At 44.4% G+C, this 18,012-nt stretch carries 21 protein-coding genes; 4 read left to right on the top strand and 17 right to left on the bottom strand.

All coding sequences use genetic code 11. From position 1 onward, the window contains the following. The first annotated feature begins 379 nt into the window (after positions 1-379). The gene (locus tag NYE33_RS14780; RefSeq protein WP_341066364.1) at positions 380-601 is read left to right on the top strand and encodes a hypothetical protein; all 222 of its coding nucleotides are present in this window, start codon (positions 380-382) and stop codon (positions 599-601) included. 34 nt (positions 602-635) lie between these two features. Here the strand turns inward: NYE33_RS14780 and NYE33_RS14775 are convergent, their stop codons facing one another. From NYE33_RS14775 to NYE33_RS14765, 3 genes are all read right to left on the bottom strand, one after another. Next, positions 636-833 (bottom strand): YolD-like family protein, encoded by a 198-nt coding sequence (locus NYE33_RS14775; protein WP_341066362.1) that lies wholly within the window; start codon positions 831-833, stop codon positions 636-638. Continuing rightward, on the bottom strand, positions 834-968 hold the full coding sequence (locus tag NYE33_RS14770) for a hypothetical protein (protein WP_341066359.1): 135 nt from the start codon (positions 966-968) through the stop codon (positions 834-836). A gap of 311 nt (positions 969-1,279) precedes the next feature. Beyond that, complete coding sequence (locus tag NYE33_RS14765; RefSeq protein WP_341066358.1) at positions 1,280-1,474, bottom strand: hypothetical protein; 195 nt, start codon at positions 1,472-1,474, stop codon at positions 1,280-1,282. Positions 1,475-2,036: 562 nt separating this feature from the next. On the opposite strand from NYE33_RS14765, the gene NYE33_RS14760 reads away from it, so the two are divergent. After that, entirely contained in the window at positions 2,037-2,648 is a 612-nt protein-coding gene (locus tag NYE33_RS14760) for a toxin-antitoxin system HicB family antitoxin (RefSeq protein WP_341066357.1), read from the top strand. Between the two features lie 291 nt (positions 2,649-2,939). Here NYE33_RS14760 and NYE33_RS14755 read toward each other — a convergent pair whose 3' ends face one another. Next, a complete protein-coding gene (locus NYE33_RS14755) occupies positions 2,940-3,158 on the bottom strand; it encodes a hypothetical protein (RefSeq protein WP_341066355.1) in 219 nt (72 codons plus the stop codon). Between the two features lie 391 nt (positions 3,159-3,549). Between NYE33_RS14755 and NYE33_RS14750 the strand changes: the two genes are divergently transcribed. Together NYE33_RS14750 and NYE33_RS14745 are read left to right on the top strand one after the other, a co-directional pair. Continuing rightward, positions 3,550-4,887, top strand: coding sequence for a reverse transcriptase domain-containing protein (locus NYE33_RS14750; protein ID WP_341066353.1), 1,338 nt, complete (start codon positions 3,550-3,552; stop codon positions 4,885-4,887). A 9-nt stretch (positions 4,888-4,896) separates the two neighbouring features. After that, a complete protein-coding gene (locus tag NYE33_RS14745) occupies positions 4,897-5,511 on the top strand; it encodes an SLATT domain-containing protein (protein ID WP_341066352.1) in 615 nt (204 codons plus the stop codon). Between the two features lie 288 nt (positions 5,512-5,799). Here the strand turns inward: NYE33_RS14745 and NYE33_RS14740 are convergent, their stop codons facing one another. The 13 genes from NYE33_RS14740 to NYE33_RS14680 all read right to left on the bottom strand — a co-directional run bounded on the left by NYE33_RS14740 (position 5,800) and on the right by NYE33_RS14680 (position 18,011). After that, positions 5,800-6,219 carry an A24 family peptidase gene (locus NYE33_RS14740; protein WP_341066351.1) on the bottom strand — a complete coding sequence of 140 codons (420 nt, stop codon included), beginning with the start codon at positions 6,217-6,219 and terminating at the stop codon, positions 5,800-5,802. Positions 6,220-6,382: 163 nt separating this feature from the next. Beyond that, complete coding sequence (locus NYE33_RS14735) at positions 6,383-8,773, bottom strand: CARDB domain-containing protein (RefSeq protein WP_341066350.1); 2,391 nt, start codon at positions 8,771-8,773, stop codon at positions 6,383-6,385. A gap of 122 nt (positions 8,774-8,895) precedes the next feature. Beyond that, positions 8,896-9,750, bottom strand: coding sequence for a copper amine oxidase N-terminal domain-containing protein (locus NYE33_RS14730; RefSeq protein WP_341066349.1), 855 nt, complete (start codon positions 9,748-9,750; stop codon positions 8,896-8,898). A 38-nt stretch (positions 9,751-9,788) separates the two neighbouring features. After that, the gene (locus NYE33_RS14725) at positions 9,789-10,112 is read right to left on the bottom strand and encodes a hypothetical protein (protein ID WP_341066348.1); all 324 of its coding nucleotides are present in this window, start codon (positions 10,110-10,112) and stop codon (positions 9,789-9,791) included. A 259-nt stretch (positions 10,113-10,371) separates the two neighbouring features. Beyond that, entirely contained in the window at positions 10,372-10,761 is a 390-nt protein-coding gene (locus tag NYE33_RS14720) for a type II toxin-antitoxin system death-on-curing family toxin (protein WP_341066346.1), read from the bottom strand. Then, positions 10,761-10,907 carry a hypothetical protein gene (locus NYE33_RS14715; protein WP_341066344.1) on the bottom strand — a complete coding sequence of 49 codons (147 nt, stop codon included), beginning with the start codon at positions 10,905-10,907 and terminating at the stop codon, positions 10,761-10,763. The genes NYE33_RS14720 and NYE33_RS14715 overlap by 1 nt, the downstream gene beginning before the upstream one ends. A gap of 207 nt (positions 10,908-11,114) precedes the next feature. Beyond that, positions 11,115-13,907, bottom strand: coding sequence for a hypothetical protein (locus tag NYE33_RS14710; protein WP_341066342.1), 2,793 nt, complete (start codon positions 13,905-13,907; stop codon positions 11,115-11,117). 50 nt (positions 13,908-13,957) lie between these two features. Next, on the bottom strand, positions 13,958-14,548 hold the full coding sequence (locus tag NYE33_RS14705) for a hypothetical protein (RefSeq protein ID WP_341066341.1): 591 nt from the start codon (positions 14,546-14,548) through the stop codon (positions 13,958-13,960). Between the two features lie 140 nt (positions 14,549-14,688). Beyond that, positions 14,689-15,771 (bottom strand): WxL protein peptidoglycan domain-containing protein, encoded by a 1,083-nt coding sequence (locus NYE33_RS14700; protein ID WP_341066339.1) that lies wholly within the window; start codon positions 15,769-15,771, stop codon positions 14,689-14,691. Between the two features lie 52 nt (positions 15,772-15,823). Beyond that, the gene (locus tag NYE33_RS14695; protein WP_341066338.1) at positions 15,824-16,447 is read right to left on the bottom strand and encodes a hypothetical protein; all 624 of its coding nucleotides are present in this window, start codon (positions 16,445-16,447) and stop codon (positions 15,824-15,826) included. 12 nt (positions 16,448-16,459) lie between these two features. Further along, positions 16,460-17,143: a Flp pilus assembly protein CpaB gene (gene cpaB, locus NYE33_RS14690; protein WP_341066337.1), complete on the bottom strand. Its 684-nt coding sequence runs from the start codon at positions 17,141-17,143 to the stop codon at positions 16,460-16,462. Positions 17,144-17,164: 21 nt separating this feature from the next. Next, positions 17,165-17,584, bottom strand: a complete 420-nt coding sequence (locus NYE33_RS14685; RefSeq protein WP_341066335.1) for a hypothetical protein — start codon at positions 17,582-17,584, stop codon at positions 17,165-17,167. A gap of 1 nt (position 17,585) precedes the next feature. Then, positions 17,586-18,011, bottom strand: coding sequence for a DUF4320 family protein (locus NYE33_RS14680; protein WP_341066334.1), 426 nt, complete (start codon positions 18,009-18,011; stop codon positions 17,586-17,588). Between the last annotated feature and the right edge of the window lies 1 nt (position 18,012).

Raw genomic sequence — 18,012 nt, 5'->3', positions numbered from 1 at the left:
TCGCTTTGAATTAAAATTTGCAAACAACCCATCGACTTTAACGGATGGGTTGTTTTATGTAATTCTAAATTCAAATCTCTATCTGATGAAACGGAATTGTTTATTTTAATCCACCTGATCAATATGTATCTCCATGAAGTGTCTTTATGCATTAGATATTTACTAAAGGTTACAATTAGTAAGCTATATTGAGTTCAGTGATATGCAAAAATTAGCAGCAAAAGCAAATGAACTGCCTAACAACAGTGAAGCAATAAGAATCTGTCCTTACTTTCACACTTTAACTTATTTTCCCTTACTATAAATATACAGGAAAATAGTCCGAAATAGTTATTATGGATTATTGATTTGATAAGTTTTCCTGAAATATTTGTCGAAAGTGAGTGATGTCATGTTCAGAGAATTAAAGATTGCTATTGAAAAAGAACAACCTGTGAGTATACATACGAAAGATGGAGATGTAGTAGTAGGAACTCCGGAAAGTTGTCAAATCAGAGCAAAAGTGAAACTGCGAAATGGAGAAGGAATAGTATACTTACCATACGAGGATTTAGTTCATGTGATGAGGTTGATCGCATTCCCTTTAAAGAAGCAAATATAAAATAACCCGCGAGGTTTATCCTGGGGGGCCTTATTTATGTAATGACACGAATTACATCGTCGATCTTGATCCAGCTATAATCCACTTCTGACTGAAATTTGATTCGTCGCAGCTGCCTATCTACTTGCACCACAACCCCGCGGACCATTAGATCTTTGTAAGGGTCAAACAATACAATTGTGATCTGCTCCTGCTTCACTAAGGAGTACCCGATACCCGAGCGCCTGGTCAATTAGCTCCCATTCACAGGATCAATCACGGGTCTGCTGCGTCGGCCCTGCTCCTGTATTTCTTGCCTAAGCTGCTGCACATGCTCTGGCAACATAAACCGACTGCCTTCCCACACACTCTCCAATTTTTTTGCCATGATGTCTGCCCTCCTAGTAATCGGTCCAGTAATCTATACTCCCTGTCAATGGCGCTTGCTGTGATTTGTGTGGGCCTGCCCCGACAAGATTTTTAAACGGGACGTCCCTTTCCCATGCCTCGATCACAACAGCGGTCTCAACAGGCCGTTTATCGTCCCACTGAATGTAATACTGTTCGACCAGTTGTAGCATGCCTACTTTGATTGCTGCCGGTCTGCGGCCACTCAGCCGTTTCAATTCTGATAGCGTTGGCATCCGACGAAAGTGTCCTTTGAATTGGAACATGACTCGAAGCAGCTTTCGCGCTGTATCATCCAACATGGCGCTTTTCCGACACTGGTCTCCACGAGAGGATGTTGGCAGCCAAAAACACCCGCAGTGCGCCGGTAGTCAGGCATGTAGCCCGGATACGGCCGTCACGGATGCCGAGAATCTCAACCTCTCGCTGCGTGATCTTCCCTGCTTTGTCCAGGTATATAATTTCGATGGTTTGGCCGATACTCATTTTCGTGTGATCGCCTCCAATAAAATAAGAACATTCGTTTGTATTATATGCCTGGTATATAATTCTTAGCAACAGTGAATAATGTATTGTTCCTGAATATCTAACATCGGACAGACACTACAATGAAATATGATATCGTATATAATATCATTACATTGAATTGTGATATCGTATATGATATCATTTATTTGTAGGTTATTTTCAAGTGAAGGAGTCGGGGACATGTGGTATCCAACAGAATCAAAGGAATAGTGGTGAAAATGAGGAAACAGCCACACAGCGTCAGTTACAAAGAGGCGCAAAAGGTTTGTGAAGCGTATGGATGGCCGCTTATGAGAAACGGCAAAGGGTCTCACCGTATATTTACCAATAGCATTACGGGTGAACATATTGCATTAAAAGATGCAAACCCTTTAAAGATTTCGTACATAATTAAGATTTTAGAAAGAGTGGTGGGGGAGTAATATCCCCTTTCATCTCTCTACATAACCCCTGGTGGGATAGAGCAACATACTACAAATAAGTGGGTTGGTAATAAACCAATTCAAGGAGTGATATCTAATTGACTAAGAAAGATGAAAAGAAATTAAAACTTTTTGAAGAGATACATATGGATAACTACAATGATTTAAAAATAAACAATAATAATGAGCAACATTCTAAAAGTATTTTTGTTGGAAATACTGGTTCAGGAAAAAGTATGACTATCTCTCCTTATCTAAAATCTCAAGTAGATAACATAGGAGGAGAAGAAAATATTGCGAAACTTCCGACATTTATTAATCTAGACCAAAAATCTTTAGAAGAAATCAGTGCTACATCAGAGAAAGATATCAATTATTACTTGAACTTACCCTACACAACGAATGTGAAAAGAGTCGATTCACCTACTGAAAGTTATTATTGGGCTTGGATTGAAGAATTAGAAGGATGTCATACTGACGGAATAACTGCAGTTGAAGCAATTACAGAGCTTGAAGAGTTAAAACGTGATTTTTTAGAGGTTATGCTTGAGAACGGAACAATGATTCCTGAACCCGATGAGGATTTACCCAGTGGAAAATTCGCATTGAGGATGCCGAGAACATTGCATAGAGACTTACTTAAGGAATCCAATAGGGAAGGAATATCGCTTAATCAATTGATCGTTTATAAAATATCTAGAAAAATGTAATTGTATGAGACAACTTCCGCATCTTGTAATAAGGCTTAAATCTTAAGCGGATGAAAACAGTAGTTTTACTGGTATTGAAAAAACAATTCACTTGTTTGATATTATCAAAGTGTAGAATGACCATGCCAACAAGAAAGACGTTTTCCGAATTGTTCCAGGCGAAAAACAAATAGATCACAATAACTGTTTTATGAGATCTTCAGTTTACCTGGCTATATCATGGATTCTTTTGGAGATTTGAGATGCGAAAATTGATTTACTAAACAAACCCGTCAGGCATAAGCCGGCGGGTTATTTTATATACGCTCTAAATTCAAATCGATCTCGTCTAAAACAGTTTCCCTCTATCTTAACCATACCCGAATGATACCCTTCCACTATTCCACCATAATCATGGAGTCGCCCTTCTGCATAATCATTGTATTGGTGCCAGACAGATACTGGCGCTTGTGACATGGCCGCAATCATGAAGTCTGTATCGCTCTCCAGGATTTTGTAAACAGTGTTCATATATTCACTTCCTCTGCTGCTCAGCTAAAATTCGTTTCTCAGCTTTATAAACCTTCTTGATTACTTTATCTCCATCCATATAGTTATCCCAAGAATCGTATTTCAAATGGGCTTCTCCCTCATTTTTCCTTATCATATTGCCCAGCCTTAAATAAATCCATCCTAGGCATCATCATCCATGGTGTCCAATATAGCAGGTGACAACTTATAACATTTATGAGAGAATAAATCGAGTCCCTGACTTTGCATATAGAAAACTTTCTATGTGGACTCCTTCGGGAGTGTGCCTAAACGAAGGTATTTACCTACACAGTGACCTGCTTCTTGCAGGTAATTATCCTTATCCTTCAGGGACTCACCTCCATAATTACAAAGGAAACGAGACTGAATAATGAAATACAATCCACTATATTCAGAAAAATTATCAATAGATAATCTAAATTCCATTTTCACTTTAAAAATAAGACATAAAGCGAATCCAGGTCATGATAAAATTAGTTTAAAGAATTTTGATGTTGATAAACACATCGAGATTATCTCCCGAAAGACTCAAATAGGAAATTATAAATTCACCCCCTATAAAGAGAAGTTAATCTCGAAGGGAAAAGGTAAATTTCCACGTATTATTTCAATTCCTACAATAAGAGATAAAGTCACTCTTTCTGCCCTTAATGAAATACTCACCGAAAGCTTCTCAATGATTCTGGATACAAAAACATCTACTATTACCATGCAACAAATAAAAGCTGAAATAGACTCTAAACAATTCGATTACTTCATAAAGATTGATATTAAAAGCTTTTATGACGCAATAGATCACCAAATTTTAATGAAAAAAATCAAAAAAGTTATTAAGGATAAAAGAATTCTCGAACTAATCCAAAACGCTATTGAAAATCCTACTGTAGCTTCAACATCAAAAAAATATACAATGAGCAAAAAAGGAGTCCCCCAAGGTATTTCTATTTCGAATATTTTAGCAAACATTTTTTTGAATGATTTCGATAATAAATTTTCACGATTTAAAAATATTGCATATTTTAGATATGTTGACGATATTCTAATTCTTTGTAAATCTAATAATCATAAGCGCATTCAATATTCAATACATAATGAGCTCTGTAATAAACTGAGTTTGGAGATAAATGAGAAAAAAGACCATGGTTCTTTAACTAAAGGATTCGATTATTTAGGATATAAATATACCGAAATAAAGGAAGGTCTACTAGGACTAACAGTCAAAGAGAAAAATTTAAGAAAACTTGAGGATTCTCTTATTAAGATAATTAGTACCTATAAAGTTGATAAGAAAAGTGAGGTACTAGTTTGGAACCTAAATTTAAGGATTACAGGATTTATTATTGAAAAAAAACGATATGGTTGGTTATTCTTCTACTCCAAACTTGATGATATTTCAATACTTTATCACCTAGACTGGCTAGTAAATAAGATATGTGATGATGCAGGAGTAAAGAAAGAATTAAAATTAAGGATAAAAAAATTTGTTAGAGCATACCACGAGATAACAAAAAAAAAGGGGAAGTCAGACTATATTCCTAATCATGAGAACTTCGACTTGTATCATAAAATTAAAACTTTACATAGTATTTTTGGATACAAAAATGATGAATTAGAAAACATGTCTGAGGAAGAAATACATTTGCTCTTTAGAAAAAAAATGTATGATTCTGTTAGAGAACTTGAAAAGGATGTGCAAGAGATTTCATAAGATCAGGAGTTGGTTAAAATAGACTTTTCAAATGAAATTGAGTCACTTAAAGATAAATTATGGATTACAAAAAAAAGTCGTATGGAATCTGAGGCTAGAATGAAAAAGAATGCAAATCTTTCAACAACAATCATTGCATATTACACTTTTTTTGTCCTTAGCTTTTCTATCTGGGCTTTAGTATTAGATGTTACAAAGCGCTCCACTCTAATAGTTAATGTTGCTGCAGTAATAGCATCAGTAGGCTTGTTTGGTTTATCGCTACTTATTTCAACTTTTAATCACATCGAAAAAGCTTTTCAATACAAACATTCTTATTTAAGCTTAGATGAATTGGAGCACAAAATAAGTCATTTTTCAAGACGAGTACCAAGTTTAACTGATGATCAAATATTAGATGAATTGAATTGTCTTGAGATTGAATATAATAATATACTTTCAAAAACTGAAAATCACGAAAGAATTGATTACATAAAAATGCTTATTGATAAGAACCACTCTAGGTTGACAACTGGTATGAACTCAGAATACAAAATTTATCTTTTTAAGAATAACATCATCAAAATATTCATATTTTGTGCACCTCCTATAGTCGCAATAGCAACATTTTTAATAAACACATAACTCTCAATGAATAGCACTTCTCAGAATACTATTTCTTCAATAGAATCATATTCATATTGTTTCTTTTATTTTGATGAACGCACGCTTAGGTAAAGGTAAAGGAAGCACAAACGTAAAATCTCCACGATCGTAGAACAAGTGACAAGCACAAAAAAATGAAAAAACGCCCTGCCAGCCTAAGCTAACAGGGAATTTTTTCCGATTCTTTCGGACTACACGCCGGTGCTTCCGATCATTGTAGTTTCACATTAACATGATTGTAACAATCTGTAAATCGACAATTCATAGTCATAATTCGATAACAATCCCTAGCAGCCCTAAAGTTAGAAACGGTGCAAGCGGCACGGAAGTCGGCCCCCCCATAGACAGCAGCTTTCTTCCTCCCTGGTACAGAAATACGAATATGCACATCAACAACAGAGCTACCACCGCTCGTTCCAGGCCGATACATACTCCAAGCAGTGCAACCATTTTCACATCACCGGCCCCCAGGGAACGGGGGATGATCATGAAGATCAGAAATAACACTGCGCCTGGGATCAGTCCCCATAAATATTCCGGACTACACGCGATCCTGAACACAAGCAAAACTATAATCGCAGGATAAGTCAGCTTATTTGAAATCCGCCGCTCTTTAATATCAGTGTAACTAAACCAGCAGCAAAGTATGATTAGACTCATTATCAGCAACATATTTACTATGGCCATCACTTTATACTCCTAGATCCGGGAATAACAGCTGCAAGCCACAGATAACGATGGCCTCCAGCAGTGTACATAAGTTAGATTTCATGATTTCCTCCTTCAGCGAGCCCTCTCGGTGCTCACAAGTAAAACCCCACCGAGAACGATGGGGTTAGCTATTTACTATTTAGTTTGTCCGTCTTACATTCTGCACATCATCATACATACTGCCGTAGATCTCTACTTTCTTCGTAATACATGTCACCAAGCCATTCATGCCTGCAGGATCGGTTGAAATCTTGATCCGGTAATAGCCATCTGTAGCATTCACAGAGGTCATGTATTTCCGGCTCTGATAGACTTTGCCCGAGTCGGAGGTAATCTTGGTCAATGGTAACTCCCAGGTGGCATTATTGCTGTCCCCACCGGTCTGCTCCAGTTTGACTTGGCGTTCGTACTTCCAGTTTGGATCATAGAAGGTAGCGTACACTGCATCGGGACCATAGTAGGTTCCCCCTAACGGATATGCCGTCCCTTCCAGACCAGCAGGGATTTTGTTCTCCCAATTCGTGGTATAGGTTGTATTTACTTTTAGCTCAATACCGTAACCGGCTCTAGTAATTGCATTGGCATCCTTTCCGCTTTTCTTGGCGTAGGGAATAATCTCCCAGGAACCACGGCTCTCCTTATCCGTCTCTTTGGGGTGATTGAGATCTGTCTCTATTCCTTGCTTGGTGCTTACTTCGGCAGAGATCTTCAAATTCTCCTGGTACGTTACAGGAGTATTGTTCCAGTTAGGGTCACCGTAGTCTGTGTAATAGTCAGTGAAATAGTGAGTCTTACCATCTGCCGTTGTATAGCTAGAAGTGTAATACTTTGTTGGATAACCAGTAATTACTGGATAGGACACTGACCATTCACCCGCAGCCTCAGGCTGATTACATTCGCTCCCACCTCCTGAAGCTCCTGAAACAACACTGCAGCCTGTCGTGACAATATTATTGCTCCGATTCTGATCCATCTTCTCTTTCTCGGGATCTACAGAGAGCGTAAGGTTGTGGACCCCTGTCGAGTTTCCTGTCCAATTAAAAGGCCCTACGGTTAGCGTCTGACCTGCAGCAAAAGATTTTCGCGTCTCATAGATTTTGCTGGCGTTATCATACAAACGAATAAGCACATCATTCTGCCCAGCTGCGCTGTCATTCTTGACCTTTCCGGTAATGCTGGACTGACCACCCTTGGTAATGGAATCTGGCGAAGCCGTGATCGATACTGCAATCAAATCAGCTTTCGGAGCCACACGTTCAATCATCCATTCTCCGTGTAGCATATTGTTATTGTAAGCCACCGCCGGTGACTCCAGCGCTCGATCCTGATGGACCGGATTGTTAATCGTAGCGTCCACTTTGATATAGTACTTCCCCGGATCATCACCAATCTCGACTTTGCCAAGCATGTAATTGAATTCTTGGCCATTCGTTATCGTCGCTGGAAGTGAGCTGTACATCGAGGCCAGCGAAAACTCTGCGGTAAGCACACCGCCAATCTTGACTGCAGCATTCATTGGCATTCCTCGTGTATTCACATAATCGGAAGCCATGATATCATCACCGTCATACCGGAACTTCACCCAGAGCTGTCCGCCGTCCGTGAGCGTCAGCTTCGTAGGCACGAAGTCTAGTGCTTGCTCATCTGGGAGCGTAATACTCTTAATCGCTGTCCGGCCATAACCATCATCCACGATGATATCTACATCTTTACCAAGGACTTTGGAGATATCCTTTGCATTCACGCTTACATTGCCGTCATAGCTCGGTTCAGTGGTGTGGATTAGTTTACCGTCTGTCAGACTAACCACTTTGGATAAGTCCGGAAATGCCCCCTTAGGTGCTACAATGACCCGAATGTCCCGTTCGGAATAACCATAGGAGGAAAATGCAACATTCAATGCGTTTCCCTGGGATACTGTTAATTTAGGCCAAGGAGAAACATCATAGAGCGCTCGGTAGGAGTCAGAACTGATCTTTTGGGTGCTGTTGAACTTTATCCCCATGCGCGGGACAATGCCGGATGTGCGGAGGAACGGAAAGGCATTCCTGAGAATATAGTAGTATTCGTGTCCTGATTTAAAAATGGGATCTTTAGCAGTTTGAACAAACCGATCACTGAAATATTTCCGCTGTTTAGTTTCAATCGGTTGACCCGACCAAATAGAGTCAAACAAATCACCAAGAGCTGCTTCACTTTTAAAAACCAATCCAAAGCCATTCTCCTTACTAAAATTCTCATCGACAGGAGTTTTCTTTACATTAAAGACATCGTAATTAGGGACTATTCTTGTCTGCCCATCTGCGAATGTGAACAATCCAGCCCATTGGTACAGCTGCCACGGGTTATTTTCCACTTGTCTTTCTAATGCAGGGACAAAACCATTGAAATTTTCTCCCTCCAGGCCATATTCCCATGACGGAGTATATGGATACAACATCGGTGTTCCCGCTGCAGCAGCCACCGGGACCAGTTGCAATATTACAGCAATTATTAATAGAAAAGCTTTTCCTAGCTTTTGTTTCCTCATAATTCTCCCTCCATTCGGATACTATTCCAAAAAAAAGAGCCTGCCGCATTAAGCGAATCAGACTCTTGTAAAAAGTTATATTAAGCACATATGATCACCGATATTCACCCTTAAGTTTCATCTTACTTTAGAGACTTGGCCTTCTGAATAACTTCAGTCAAAGTTGCTCCACTATTCCCCTTCCCAAAGACTACTACATCATTTGTAATTGCCCCAAAGAGCAGGGCCATATCCTCATTGTATTTTGTATCTAAAGCTATGGCGTATCCTTCCCAACTATCACCAGACGTTTCAGCCTTGGATAGCGAGATTAGACCTGCATTCTTACCGATAGGAAATGAGTATGATTTACCTGGCTCAAGCTTATATGATTTACCCCCAACAGGACCGTCATAGTCACCACTAGCTTCTTTAGGCAAAGTAAAACTTAGTTTACCGCCAGATACTCGCATATTATCGACAAACAGAGCCTTGCCCAGTTGAGTCTCACGAGGCCACTCAAAACCGACTTTAAACATGTTATTCCCACCAACAGCAGGCGTCGCCGTAGGGGAAGGACTCGCTACCGGTGTTGCAGATGCTCCTGTCGTAATCGTCACCAGACGTTTTTCTTGATTCCAACCCACCTCAGCACCGAGGGCCTCCGACACAAACCGCAAGGGTACATAGGTACGGTTCTGCTGCAGACGCGCAGGTACATCAAGCTTCTGAATGACCGAATCAACCGTAACAGTATCGCTGTTGATCTTCATCAGGATTTTCTTCGGACCTAACTCAATGGTTACGGATCTATCGAGGCTATAGCCCACCTTCGCTCCCAACGCTTCACTGACGAACCGGATCGGTATCATGACCCGGTTATTCTCATAGTACGGCTTCGCGTCCGGGAATCTGAGCGCTGTTCCATTGACCTGTACCGAAACCGTGACTTGGGCTGCAGAGGCGACACTCGCCACCAAACCTAACAACATAACCATGGTTAGAATCGCACTGCTAAATCTTAACCGAATGGATCTCATTCATCTTCACTCCCTGTTTTTGTTTTCATACTCCGTATCAACGAAAGAAGCAAGCTAAGGGTTTGCTGTAGATCCTCTGTCCCTTTTAATAAAATGGTCTCGTTTTCTTCAAGCAATTGCCTCCACTCCGGACTCCAAAAATACCGTGTTTCCTCTTCGTTGAGTCGGGAGATTGCTTCACGCACGGCTGCAGGCCTTTTGACATTATGTTTAAGGCAATAGTTGTCCAATATCGTCTCAGTAGTTTTGTCCATCTTTACAGATAGTTGTTCACTTTTTGGATTGACAGAAGGCGGTCTGCCCATTTTTTTAGCAACCATTGAGATTCACATCCTACATTTTGAGTTTCTTTTACACTAACATAATGATTTCATTATGTAAACCCAAATTTATCCTAATTATCTAGTTTTATGTCCCCCTCCCTCCTCTCCCCCGCCGCACCTTAACACTGAAAAAGGCAAAATAAAAAGCCCCTCAACGGCGCTTGTGTCGTGATGCTATTCATATCTCATCCTTCATTCTCCTACAGAACAAGCATACAGCATTTATTCAAGACAAACGTATGCAAAAAGTATGGATTTATCCATTCTTGTATGAGTTCTGTTCTAACCATGCTGCTAAGGGATGTATAGCTATTTTTTTGGTTGCCACCTGGATTGCAACGTTAAAGAGTTCCTCGGGGTCTGCATCCAGTTCAACTCCATTCATCCCGAGAAAGACATACGTCACCAGGACTCCCGTCCTTTTATTGGCATCATAGAAGCAATGGGATGAAATTAAACCGTCCATCAAAACCGCAGCCTTCAAAAACAAACCGGGATACTGCTCCTCACCGAAGACCACACTAAATGGCTTCTCGGATATGAAGTCAAGGTATCCCGGTTCTCTGATTCCGGCCAATCCGTTCGATTCGGCCAGTTCTGCATCATGAATTTCGATAATCTGTCGAGGCGTAAGTTGGATATACATCAGTTCTTAGCCAACTTATCCAAGGTTTTTCTATACTTCTTCATGCCCTTTTTGGCAAGCTTCAGAACCTCAGCATCGGAGGCTACTGGTTGTTTACCCTCTTGTTTATGATCGATCATCTGTCCATCCTCCTTCTTCTCATCCATCAGAATTCCTCCCAGGCTAGACTTGGTAAAGTATATACCCCAATCATTCTATATATACTTGAGGATCGCAGGATGATATCACAGGTTTGATATGATTATAGCATGTTAAGTCGATTCAGCAACCGGCTCCACGCTTCCTTCGTTATAATTCATTAAACAAAAAAACTGACCGTCCAAAATAGAAGACGATCAGTTCATATGGATGTCCTAGATTCCTGAAGCCAGCGTAAATGTGAACTGTGACCGGTAGGTTCCCACACGAAGGCCGGTCTTCGCTCCGGCTTGGTAGGCACTTCCGCTGCCTGCCGACACTACCTCCACTTTGTCCGGAATCCGGAGCATGTAGCTCATCGGCAGCTGATATTGTCCCATACCCTGAAACGCTTCAGCTTTGGCAAGTACAACCGGCTCGCTATTAAAGACATACGTTCCGTTAAGACTGAGCTTCATATCTTGTCCTACCAGGGTTGTGGTATCAGTAACGTCCACGCTGAGGGCGGTTGAAGGCATCTTCACCACCAGATTGCTTGTTCCCAGACTGTTATCAATCACGGGATCACTGACAAAATCGGTGATTCGGAGTGAATAGTTCCATCCTGCCCCGGTGCCGCGAGAATCCTCAATCACAGAATTCGTGACGCTATTAATAACCTGATACTGGTTGGTCGTACCGATGGTCACGGTATCGAGCAATAATCCGTTGAATTGTGAACTGAACCCGCCGCCCAGGACTGTAAAGGAAATATCCTCAGACCCAATTGGACTGCCCCAGCCTGGATCAATCGTCGGCTGTGGTGTGGCCGTAGGGGTTACTGTCGGCACAGATGTGGCCGTAGGGGTTACTGTCGGCACAGATGTGGCCGTTGGTGTTACTGTTGGTATTGGCATGGCCGTTGGCGCTACAGTGGGTACTGGCGTTGCAGTAGGCGCTACGGTTGGTGCCGGTGTAGCAGTAGGTGCTACAGTCGGTATGGGCGTGGCTGTAGGCGCTGGCGTTGGACCATTCACCGCTTTGGAGTCTGACCCGAGAACATCACCTGTCAGATTGGTTACCCGCGTCTCCACCGAGTGTCCTCCGGCAGGTACTACCACCGGACCGGTGTAGGTCTGCCAACTGCCTCCATCAATTCGGATCTCAACGTTTACATCCGGATGGGTTGTCCCACTTTCAACGGAAACATTTCCATTCCCTGCATCTACGATTCTCGGATAGCCTGCAGCAATAATGATCGGGTCATTTACAATCGTAGACTCCAGTAAAGTACTATAAATGCCTCCGGCTGCTCCCGATCTTGCTCTGAAAGATACCGTTGTTTGTCCGGTTAGCGTTACTGGGGCCGTGTACAGGAGCCAGGTGGTCCCCCCATCCACAGAGTATTCTCGCGTTGTAATATCTGCAGAGGAACCGTAATCTACCGAGAGAATATGATTATTGAATTTGTCCAGCGTCTGTGTAAGGATAGGCGTCTCCAGCACAACCTGCACCGTATCCAGCCCAGTAATTTTGACTGACTTGTAGTTATTGGTTGGATTGCTGTAGCTGTAGATATAAGATACATCATACACATCGCCTGTATCTGTCTGTGCATACATACTGTATCCGCCTTGCACCAATGACTGGACTCCGGTTACGGGGATTTTCACCTCGCCCGAGTTCATGCTGAATGCATTGGCCCACAGATCACCATTGTCTTTGAGAATCCACATCGGCAGCTGATAGGAAAGAGCACGCCACATAAACGATGTGGTAGAACCCGAAGAGTACACTTCCTGGCTGAATCGCTTACTTTGGAATTGCAAGGGAGCAGTGACAATGTCCTTCACATTGTTTATTTCTCCTGTAGGCCCGTTGATCTTCTGAACATCCGCATCCCGGACATACCAAAGGGATTTATCGGTCTTCAAGGCGATGGAATACTCGCCAACCGGTACATACTTCACCACATTCGTCAATCGGCTAACCGGCGTGGCCGTATAGGGTGAGGTCCCTGGAAGAGCTACCGGATCTTTGAAGTTGGCAATGGTTACCCCGAAATTATACAAGGCTCCCCCCATCAACGAATCAAAATGGAATTGCTCTCTCGCCGTACTCATATCTTTATTACTGGCATATTTCACCGGGTCAATATAACTTACAGAATAGGAATTGAGCTCTCCTACCGCCAACGTTGTTTTCTTCGCTGTCGTCTGGTTCGTCGCATAACTGGCACTAAACGGATCTCTCCCCCAATAATAAGTTTCCGTTCCGATCTGCGCTACAATGGTTTCCGAGGCATACGATAACTTCGCGGTTTTCCCAGTCAGATCGGGTAACCCCAGCACCTGCACGGGAGTGACCGTTTGTCCATTCACAGCTACAGAGGTATTGCCCAGTAACCCTCTGACGTTATCCCCATAGGCATATAATTTGTCCTTCGTTCTCACATAGGAAATGGCATTCCCTAATTGAAAGAAATCTACAACATTCTGCAATAGTCCGTAACTCGCGTCAATAACAGGAGCGATGTAGCCAATCCAGTAATTCGTATTCCCTACACCTAGCGATCCACCCGTGTTAAACCCGGAAGCAAACAACGTTCCATCTTTCTTTAAGTAGCGAACGGACATGTTATTTACCCAAATGTTTGATACATCAGCGATTGCTAATTGTGTAAAGGTAGAAATCGCTCCAGTAGGCTTACCAACATACTGCCCATCTTTCGCCAATGCCCATACCGTTCCATCCTTTTTCAAGGCGACCGCTGCATCATCACTTCCTACGAATGTATCCACATCGCTAAGTAACAGCGTGGCTTGGCCCGTAGTCTCCATTTTGTATACCTTACTGTTGATGAGCAGATAATTGGCTCCGTTATACGTGACAACGGATTGAAGTGGGGCGATGGACGTCGCGGCATCCGCCTTTTCGATATGATTCGGGATAAAGGCCAGTGAAATCACCAGAATTGCGATCATCAGCAGATGCAGACTTCTCATTTTTTTCGTTCGAACAACACTCATTAATTCATGCCACCTTTCTTATGAACCCTTTATTATTTTCTCGCGAGGGGTTAGATCCCCGCTGTTGCCGTGTAGGTAAATGTCGAGGTATACGTTCCTTGCAGGAGTCCCACATTCTGCCCGTTGCTGCCTGTAATCAGCTTGGGAACATTCAAGGTATAGGCGATCCCGAACTGATGTGTACCTGCGCCCTCCGAAGGAATCACCCCCACAATCCGGCTATCCCCGGAAGACAACACCTGATGATTGGCCAGCTCTCCTTTGGCTGCTGCAAAATCAATAGGCGTTCCTGTAATGGCGGTCTTGTACTGCGTGGAAAAAGATACGGACGATGCCGGAATGACAAAATCAACGGCTTGTCCACTTACGATCTTGGTCAGCTTGAAATCCGTGGCCCGGAGGACCACTCCCCATCCCGCTGCCGTACCGCGTGCATCCAGGACATACAGATTACTGTCCGCTGCTGACGTTTGGTTCTGCTTCAGATCAAGCGTGATATCCTTGAATGCGGGTTTCGTTTGAGTGATTTGAAGTCCTGCACCTGTGACAACCACTTCAGACTCATCTGTATCTGCAGCAAAGGCAGACATCGGGACGCTTAAGGCAATCAGCATAAACAAACCTACTAATACTTTCTTCATATTGCTCCTCCTCAATGATTTATCGTAGTTAAATGGACGGACTACACGTTGAAAAGCATCACCTCCTTTCAAAGCAACCGAATGACAACAGAAAAGCAGACCCTTAAAGGAGTCCGCTCTTTGATCATGCCTGCTTAGCTTTATAATGTCTGATCACCAGCACCAACAGGTTCTGGAACAGACACGTTTTCTTCTTCCTTTTGTTCCTTTTTCCGTTTCCACAGCAGAAGCAGCAGCCAGAACATCAAAACAAAAATCAAAATAATCACCACAATCGCGATTACCACGACCCACAGATGCAGCTCCAGCCAATCCCAGAAGGTCTGTGTGACTTCAATCTTGCCTGCCTCCGTCAATGCGACCTGGGAAGCCTTAGACTGCTCAGGTGTGACTTTGAAGGTAAACGTTCGGCTGATCGTCTTGCCTGAGAAGGAGGCGGTATAGTTGACCTCATAGATATCCGGCAGCAGCAGCCGGTCATTAACGATATAGACCATATCCGCGGTGCTCCCCGCGTAAATCGAGTCCGCTGCGTACTCCTGCTCAAACATGACCTGCCCCTGCCCGTTACGGACCGTGATCTTGCCGGTTGGCTTCTCCAGAATTGTTCCGCGATCACTCAGCTTCATCGTCAGCCTAGAATGGCCGGTGCTGACATAATCATGCTTGAAATCATCAATATTCATCTCATGCTTCGCCTGATCGGCCTTGTATTCCAGGACCATCTGCACCCCACTGCGGTTGACCACATCGATGGCCACCGAAGCCTGCTGCCCCTCGGTACCTGCCGCCGGTTCTTCTGCCTTGATCAATTCTTCGGCAGCAATCACCCCCACATACTGACCGGGTAGGAGATCCTCCGGTACGTTCAAGACATAATTGAAGCTACGCACTTCTTGCGGTTTCAGCGTGATGGCCTTCACGCCTTGCGGCTCCAGCCAGGACCCGACCAGGGTAAGGCGCTGCTCCTTTTCCGAGAAGCTTCGGCCCCCATTTTGCGCCGGAAGGGCATCTGCCGGATACAGCTTGAGCTGTACCGGTGTATCCTTTGCATTGCGGACCACAAAGGTATATTCCAGGCTGTCCCCCGGCTGCACCTGATCCATGTAATAGCCCCGGCCTTCTTCTACGGCTTTAATGGGGGACAGAACAAAGGAACTGTCGGCATGGACCGCCGCAGACACCCACAGACAACCGATGAACCCGATCAGTAATACACTCATGATTTTACTAACGATTACTCTTTTCATGGTTAACCTCAATTCTCTCGTTCTCTTATAGCCCGGTGACCAGGGTAAAGGTCAAGCTGGCACGATACTCACCGGCAAGCAGTCCCACCCGTTCACCAGGAGAGACCTGATCGGTATTCTTCACTTCCGCTACCTCAATCAGTGAAGGCAGGTCTACCTGCAGCAGCAGTTCAGCGCTTGTGACCCCTCTGCCTGCCCCTTCCGCCGCCTCCATCACAACCTGGGATGTTCCGGAAGAAAACACGCCTGAACCGGTCGAGATTCCAACCGTTTCTTGCTCTGAGGATAGACCGGAAACGTGATACGAAGCATACCCTGCCGGAATCCTCGCCTGGATGTTTCCTTCCTGCACGGCATGCCGGATGGTGAAATCGTTAAGCGAAACCGCATACTGCCAGCCAGAGTCGCCTTGTTGCTCCACCGTAAGGTTCAGCGATTCCGTGAACTGAAGGTTTCCGGAAGCATTCAGCGTAAGCTGAGCCGGTTGACCGGCGATACGCAGACTGCCCAGGGGATCGTCATAGACCGCATAGGTAGCTGATATGACCGTGCTTACTTCCCCAGCTTCAGGCTCTGCCTTCTCGGCATGAGTTACCGGGGAACTCGCCATCAGCAGGACCAGTCCTAACCAAAAACCACTATGTTTCATAAGATCCCTCCTCTACGGAAGAAGCGTGCCTGCAGGCAGCAGGTAGACCTTCCCCGTTTCTTGGGCCTCCATCAGCAGCGCGGCTTGCTGCGGAGTTACCTCAAGCACAATCACGGCGGGAATTAAGCTGCCGCCGTCTGCTGGATCGGGAACCTTCCCTTCCGCGTTTAGCCGTTTCACAACCTTCAGACTAGACAATTCAGGCAGGACCATTTTTTTGGACTGACCGGTTGCCGTGTCGGACACGAATGCATAGGCATCCACGAGGATGCCAGGCTTGACCTCATCTCCGGAGGATAAGACCAGATCGGTCTTCACCCCGATCTGCCGCATGCCTTCCTGTAAGGAGACCGCTGCTCCCATACCCGAGGCTGCTGCCGTTGTCACCAGCGACTTGCGAATCGGAGCGCCAGCCATGAATCCATACTTGGAGGCATAGGCATCGCTGAAATTCAGCTCATCTGCGGTTTCCAGCGCATCCTCCGGTACTTCGCTGACCACCATCTCGCGGAATTTCAATTGGTCCTTGGTGATCGGCATATACGGATCAATATTGGTTGTCGCGACAATGATCTTCTTCGTCTGCACCTGCTGTGCAATGTTCCGGCTATTGAGCTGAAACGCAACCAGCGCAAGGATCAGTCCGAGCAGGACGATCAATGCGCTGCGGGTATATTTATTCCATAATTTTTTCAAAGGCTTGGTCTTCCTCCCTCATTATTTATAGATACTCTCATAGGGAATATTGCGGTGAACGGTAACCGGATACGAAACACCCGGAAGTGCGAAAGAAACATGCGTGCGAAACACCACATCGATCCAGGGAACATCCCCGGCATCATACGTCAGATGCAGTTCAAAACTGCTGCTCTTCATCACCGGATTCTCCATCGCAGCATTCAGGCCTAGACTCTGGATAAAGGCTTCCCTGGTTGCGGAGCGGAGCGTACTCTGTTCCAGCTGCACCAGTCCCTGCTGGGCATCTGTCACAATGCCGGAACGGATAATTCCCGCGTCAATCGCATTCTCTATCGTTCTCCCTGTCGAGTCATATACACTGTCCACCACCAGCAGATCCATCACCAGCACCACCAGAATCAGACCAAACAAGATAGCCCCTAAGACTTTGATCCACATCCTACTCCCCCGTCCTGTAGAATACATGTGCCAGTCCGGGGATATGGACGGTGATCGGTACGGTGTAGTTCACACCAACGGCCTTCAGGGCAAATACGTTATACTCCCGAGTGACGGTTATTTCCAGGCGATCCCCGCGCTGCACCGGCTTCGGGGTAGCGATAAGCGAGACCTTTGCCGGATTCATACCCATGCTTTGGAGCAACCCATCAAGCCGAGTCCGGGTCGCCTGATCTGCCCCGTTCTCCACCTTCATCACCTGCAGCACTTCATTGGCTGCGGTACGCAAGTTAGAACGAATCATCACATACTGCACAATGGTCACGACGATCAGAGCTATAATCAGGACGATCATCATCAGAAAGAAGAAGGACATAATTCCATCCCCTCTCTCGCTCCGGATGAACTGCTTCCATCTGCGGCGCATG

The sequence above is a fragment of the Paenibacillus sp. FSL R10-2199 genome, assembly GCF_038000235.1.
Classification (GTDB): Bacteria; Bacillota; Bacilli; order Paenibacillales; family Paenibacillaceae; genus Paenibacillus_AQ; species Paenibacillus_AQ phytohabitans.
This window is presented reverse-complemented; position numbering and strand designations above follow the sequence as displayed.

Excerpts from the sequence above, each read along its gene's own strand:
- NYE33_RS14770 (WP_341066359.1), bottom strand. The coding sequence starts at position 968 with ATGGCAAAAAAATTGGAGAGTGTGTGGGAAGGCAGTCGGTTTATGTTG.
- NYE33_RS14765 (WP_341066358.1), bottom strand. The coding sequence starts at position 1,474 with ATGAGTATCGGCCAAACCATCGAAATTATATACCTGGACAAAGCAGGG.
- NYE33_RS14755 (WP_341066355.1), bottom strand. The coding sequence starts at position 3,158 with ATGAACACTGTTTACAAAATCCTGGAGAGCGATACAGACTTCATGATT.
- NYE33_RS14750 (WP_341066353.1), top strand. The coding sequence starts at position 3,550 with ATGAAATACAATCCACTATATTCAGAAAAATTATCAATAGATAATCTA.
- NYE33_RS14740 (WP_341066351.1), bottom strand. The coding sequence starts at position 6,219 with ATGGCCATAGTAAATATGTTGCTGATAATGAGTCTAATCATACTTTGC.
- NYE33_RS14735 (WP_341066350.1), bottom strand. The coding sequence starts at position 8,773 with ATGAGGAAACAAAAGCTAGGAAAAGCTTTTCTATTAATAATTGCTGTA.
- NYE33_RS14730 (WP_341066349.1), bottom strand. The coding sequence starts at position 9,750 with ATGGTTATGTTGTTAGGTTTGGTGGCGAGTGTCGCCTCTGCAGCCCAA.
- NYE33_RS14725 (WP_341066348.1), bottom strand. The coding sequence starts at position 10,112 with ATGGTTGCTAAAAAAATGGGCAGACCGCCTTCTGTCAATCCAAAAAGT.
- NYE33_RS14720 (WP_341066346.1), bottom strand. The coding sequence starts at position 10,761 with ATGTATATCCAACTTACGCCTCGACAGATTATCGAAATTCATGATGCA.
- NYE33_RS14715 (WP_341066344.1), bottom strand. The coding sequence starts at position 10,907 with ATGGATGAGAAGAAGGAGGATGGACAGATGATCGATCATAAACAAGAG.
- NYE33_RS14710 (WP_341066342.1), bottom strand. The coding sequence starts at position 13,907 with ATGAGTGTTGTTCGAACGAAAAAAATGAGAAGTCTGCATCTGCTGATG.
- NYE33_RS14705 (WP_341066341.1), bottom strand. The coding sequence starts at position 14,548 with ATGAAGAAAGTATTAGTAGGTTTGTTTATGCTGATTGCCTTAAGCGTC.
- NYE33_RS14700 (WP_341066339.1), bottom strand. The coding sequence starts at position 15,771 with ATGAGTGTATTACTGATCGGGTTCATCGGTTGTCTGTGGGTGTCTGCG.
- NYE33_RS14695 (WP_341066338.1), bottom strand. The coding sequence starts at position 16,447 with ATGAAACATAGTGGTTTTTGGTTAGGACTGGTCCTGCTGATGGCGAGT.
- NYE33_RS14685 (WP_341066335.1), bottom strand. The coding sequence starts at position 17,584 with ATGTGGATCAAAGTCTTAGGGGCTATCTTGTTTGGTCTGATTCTGGTG.
- NYE33_RS14680 (WP_341066334.1), bottom strand. The coding sequence starts at position 18,011 with ATGCGCCGCAGATGGAAGCAGTTCATCCGGAGCGAGAGAGGGGATGGA.